This window comes from Flavobacteriales bacterium, assembly GCA_013001705.1.
GTDB lineage: Bacteria > Bacteroidota > Bacteroidia > Flavobacteriales_D > JABDKJ01 > JABDLZ01.
Window position 1 is genome coordinate 1 of sequence record JABDLZ010000075.1, and the last position, 5,161, is coordinate 5,161.

General features: G+C 49.9%; 4 protein-coding genes. All 4 read left to right on the top strand.

The features are described from left to right. Positions 1-12: 12 nt before the first annotated feature. Entirely contained in the window at positions 13-585 is a 573-nt protein-coding gene (locus HKN79_03020) for a ribonuclease HII (protein NNC82523.1), read from the top strand. A 77-nt stretch (positions 586-662) separates the two neighbouring features. Beyond that, positions 663-3,212 carry a hypothetical protein gene (locus HKN79_03025; GenBank protein ID NNC82524.1) on the top strand — a complete coding sequence of 850 codons (2,550 nt, stop codon included), beginning with the start codon at positions 663-665 and terminating at the stop codon, positions 3,210-3,212. Between the two features lie 89 nt (positions 3,213-3,301). After that, a complete protein-coding gene (locus tag HKN79_03030; GenBank protein ID NNC82525.1) occupies positions 3,302-3,943 on the top strand; it encodes a TetR/AcrR family transcriptional regulator in 642 nt (213 codons plus the stop codon). Beyond that, positions 3,940-5,161 (top strand): TolC family protein (locus HKN79_03035; protein ID NNC82526.1); only part of this gene is annotated, 1,222 nt, incomplete at its 3' end. The genes HKN79_03030 and HKN79_03035, both read left to right, overlap by 4 nt.

The following is a 5,161-nucleotide window of genomic DNA, read 5'->3' on the forward strand; positions in this document are numbered from 1 at the left end:
CATAGCAAAGGTCTGATAGAGGCCGGTGTGGACGAAGTGGGTAGAGGCTGCCTAGCGGGTCCAGTAGTTGCTGCAGCTGTTATTCTACCCAACCGGTTCCGTCATGCACTGCTCAATGACAGTAAACAGGTCAGTCATCTACACCGGCAAGAATTGGCCGCCTACATCGAAGAGAAGGCCTTGGCCTGGTGCATTGCTGAAGTGGACAATCACGAGATCGATCGTATCAATATCCTTCAAGCTACCTACCGGGCCATGCACAAGGCATTGGAAGGACTGGACATCGTACCCGAACACATTCTGGTGGATGGCAATCGATTCCTCCCCTATGGCTTTATTCCATACACCTGCGTCATCAAAGGGGATTCGAAATACAAGAGCATTGCGGCAGCATCCATTCTGGCCAAGGTGCATAGGGATCGATTGATGCAAGAGCTTCACGAGGAGCATCCCTCCTATGGTTGGGACCGGAATGTAGGTTACCCCACACGCCAGCACCGAGAGGGCATAGCATCAGTCGGCCCTAGCCATTATCATCGCATGAGTTTCAGACTCCTGCCGCAAGTAGAAGAAAGCTTCACATAGCGCTGTTCATAGGGCTATGAATGAGCAGTGATCGCCCTTGGGTCACCACCTACTTTTGAATCGTATCAACAGCGACCATGAGGAGGATCATTCTATTCAGCGTTCTATTGCTATCTCTAGCGGCCATCATCTTCATCCTATTCATCGATACGCAGCCCAAGACCGAGCGCAGCTCCATTCTCGACAACATTTCTTCAGATGCGTGTGTTGTGCTGGAAATCGATGACCTTATGTCGTGGAATGAGACCGTCAGGAATGGGAGTGTCCTTTGGCCAGAGGCAGCTACGCTTCCAGGGTGGCAGGATTTCGAATCGGCACTATTGACACTCGAGCGACACCTCTCGACTCCGCTCGACCTGAAAATTGACTCCACCTGGAATCTGATATTCTCGCTCCACCCTACAGGTGCCCAAGGTCAAAGCTGGATGGCGAGCATCTCTTTACCTACGGAGCTGAGTTCATGGGATGCGAACTCCTTGGCCGAGGGTCTCGGGGTACACGTGGAAATGGAGAAAGTCTATGATGAAGTGCCGATCTTCAAGACTTCCTATGATGAAGGAATACTCTTTGTATCGGTCCGCAATGGGGTAGTTCAGATCAGTAGGGATATCCTCTGCATCGAAAAACACCTGCGTCCCTTACCGGAATCCCTCTCGGTATCGAGGGCCTTCATGGCATCGAGGGAGACCCGTGGAAATCAACAAGAGGCTCACCTACACATCAATTGGAGTAAAATAGGATCTACTCTCCGTTCTCTTCTCCCCCATTCGCAAGATGCCCATCTTCAGACCACCATGGGGGTGTGGAGCACAGCCGATATCCTCTCCAAACCGAATAGCATCTATTTCAATGGGCTCATCCAGACTCCGGATTCTCTGAAGAATCACTTGAGCCCTTTTCGCAAAGAGGGTCGAGGCAGTATCGATGAGCTATTGGATATCATCCCCGATCATTGTTCTCAGCTCATCTACGAACACATCAAGGACTTCAGCCCATACATACAGGGAGACAGCCTTTCACTGCTCGACTTCATAGGGGCTGGTATGGCCCGTGTCTATATAGATGATGGATCTGGAGCATTGCCTATCCTCATGGCCCGAGTTGATGACGCCAATGGTCTGCAAGCGCATTTGGATGCATCCTTCGTCACTTCCCGTTTTATGGGACTTCCAGTTTGGGCAGAGGTAGGGGATGCGGGACTGGATTCGCTTCTGGAAGGCTATGACATATCGATCGAGCAGCCGATTCTTGGGTATATCGATGATGCGCTTATCATCGCCCCGGATCAAGACGCGATAGAAGAGTTTTACGTGAAGTATCGAGCTTCCCGAACATTGGCCAGCAATCCCCATTTCAAACAGTTGCAGGACGATCTGGACGACCGATACTCTATTCTCTACTACTTCGACCTACAGCGCTTATCCCAAGAGGTGGATTGGAGTACTATGGGAGCTCCGCTCGACCGTATGGCATCGCACACCGAGGTCCTGGAGAAATTCCAAGCCTTGGTCATCCAGTACGAACCTGCAGGTGAGGGGCTCTTTCATCAGCATGCATTGCTCCGATATAATCCATCGACCAAAAGTCAAAGTGGATCCATATGGGAGATGGTACTCGATCATGGAATCGAGGGAAGGATACATACCCATAAGAATCACTATACGCAGCAATATGAGATCCTGATCCAGGATAGCACCCATAGCCTCTCCTTGATCGACAATCTGGGAAAAACCCTCTGGACCCGCGACCTCGATGGGCCGATACATTCTGAGATCACTCAGGTGGATATCTATAAGAATGGCAAGCTGCAAATGCTCTTCAGCACCGATGGAACAGTCTACGGGCTCGACCGCAAAGGACGTGACCTCGAGGGCTTCCCTCTCAGGGTGGAAGGTGGCCTCAGCGCTCCCATAGCCGTATTGGACTACGATAAGAATCGATCGTACCGCATTCTGATTCCCACTCATGATGGGATGGTACTCAACTATACAACTGACGGGAGTCCTGTGGACGGTTGGAAATTCAAGTCACTGGATGTACCCGTGATCGACCAGATCAAGCATTTCAGTATCAACAACAAGGACTATATCATGGTCATCGATGCTGATCTATCCGTGCGATTCCTACGTAGGGATGGAAAGGTGAGATATGGAGGAGATGATCTCCGACTGGCCGATGGGTCCACAGGTCCTTTCCATGTGATTGCAGGGAAGAATATCAAGCAAAGCAGTATCGTACATCACAATGCACAAGGTGCCCTGGTCATCACAGAACTCAGCGGACCGACCTATGTGCTGGATGAGAAGGGACAGATCGATCCTCCAACGCAGAAGCTCTATTCGCTCCAGGATGGAATGTTCATCCGATTCGATGAGAACCGCAAGGAACTATCACGGATCGAATTGCCCGAGTCAGAACTAGAACTGGATTTGATCTCACAGGTTCACTATGGATTCAGGGATTCAGAATCTCAGTTGTACTACCTCTATGATTCTGAAGGCACGCTGGAAGAGAACTTCCCGGTTCCCGGCAGCACTGCCTCGGTGCAGGATATGGATGGAGATGGTCGGATGGATCTCATCGTTCTAGATGCCAACGGCATTCTATATCGCTATGCCTTGGATTGAAGCCTTTTGCCCTCCCTTGGATCAGGGTTTTCCATTGCTCTAGGAAACGTTTTGTCCATTTTTTGTTTCCCTCTACAGTGCGATTGTTTATGTTCGCGCTCCCAATGGTAGAACAAAAAGAAGAACAGCTGATATTCAGGGCCTTAGGTGTATTCATGCGTTTCGGAATCAAGTCCGTCACCATGGATGATATGGCCAAGAAACTGGGTGTCTCCAAAAAGACACTGTACCTCTACGTTCGCGATAAAGATGAATTGGTGAGGAAGTGCCTGCAGCTGCGCTGTGACATGGAGTGCCAGCACATAGATGTGATCACTGAGAGAGACCTCAATGCCATAGATGAGATGTTCGAGATCAGTCAATTCATCTCTAGCATGTTGCGTGAACTCCATCCGAGTATCCACTATGACCTGGAAAAGTACCATTCAGAGTCCTTCTCCCAGGTAATGGAACAACATATGAAACACGTCTACCGGGTGATGTCATCCAATCTCAAGAAAGGGATGGAAGAAGGACTGTATCGCGATGACCTCAATGTAGATGTCATCACCAAGATCTACATCAGAAAAGTGGATGTGGTCTTCGATGCGGAGGTCTTTCCTCCCGAGGAGATCAGTTTTGAAGAGGTATACAAGATCATGTTCAGATATCATATACTGGGAGTGGCCAGTCACAAGGGCATTGCCTATTTCGACCAACAGTACGACCAACACAAACAATTAGCCCTATGAGGATCTTCACCCTTTGTCTGTACCTTCTTATAGGTACTGTGCTTCTGGGACAACCCTTGGAACTCAGTCTGGATCAAGCCCAGCAAAAAGCATTGGAACTGAATCGCAATGCACAGATCTCCAAATTGGAGATCGAGAAGGCCAAATACATTGTCAAAGAGACTTTGGCCATCGGACTACCTCAGGTAAACGCAGAGGGGAGTTTCCAGAATTTCTTGGATATCCCTACCACCGTTCTACCGGATTTCATCAGTCCAACGGTCTATCAGGTACTTATAGACGAAGAACTGGTACCTGAAGGCAGTGGTGGGCAACCGGGCTTGGTGCCTGCCCAGTTCGGCACAGAATACAATGTATCTGGTGGGGTATCTCTCTCCCAGTTGATCTTCAATGGCTCCTATTTGATCGGACTTCAAGCAGCCAAGACCTATCTCGAATTGAGTAAAGTCCAGGACCTCAAGACCACTATGGAGGTCAAAGAGGCCGTGACCATGGCCTATACCACCGCTCTGATAGCTAAAGAGAACACCCCTGTTCTCCGTGACAGCCAAGAAAAATTACGTGAGATGCTTACCGAGATAGAGGCCCTCTATGCAGAAGGCTTTGTGGAAGAGCAGGATGTTCAGCAGATGCGGCTCACTCTCAATACATTGAGCAGCCAAGTACGCAATGCCGAGCGGCAGGAGGAATTGACCATGCAACTGCTCAAGTTCCAGATCGGGATCGGTCTGGACCAGTCCATCGCATTGAGCGATGATATCAACTCCTTGGCCGCCCAGATGGATGTGAGCAGTCTACTTGCCGATGCTGTACCCACCGTAGAAGACCATCCGGATCGGGTAGCAACACAGACCAATATCGACATCCAGCGATTGAGATTGCGGGAACAGCGCAGCCGGTATCTCCCCGTGCTGAGCGGATTCGTAAGCCATTCGCAGCAAGCACAGCGCAACGAATTCGATTTCTTCGAAGGAGGAGGTGAGTGGTTTCCCAATACAGTATGGGGCATCAATTTGCAGGTACCTGTATTCTCCAGCGGAATGAAGGCCAGCGCAGTGAAGCAGCGTGAAGTAGATCTCAAGCAGGCTGAGATCATGGACGACCAGACAAGAGAAGCGTTGCAGATCTCGGCCATTCAATCTCGCTCAGAATACCTCTACGCATTGGATAGCTATGAGACGGCCGTGGAGAATCTGGATATAGCCATCAGTATTCGGG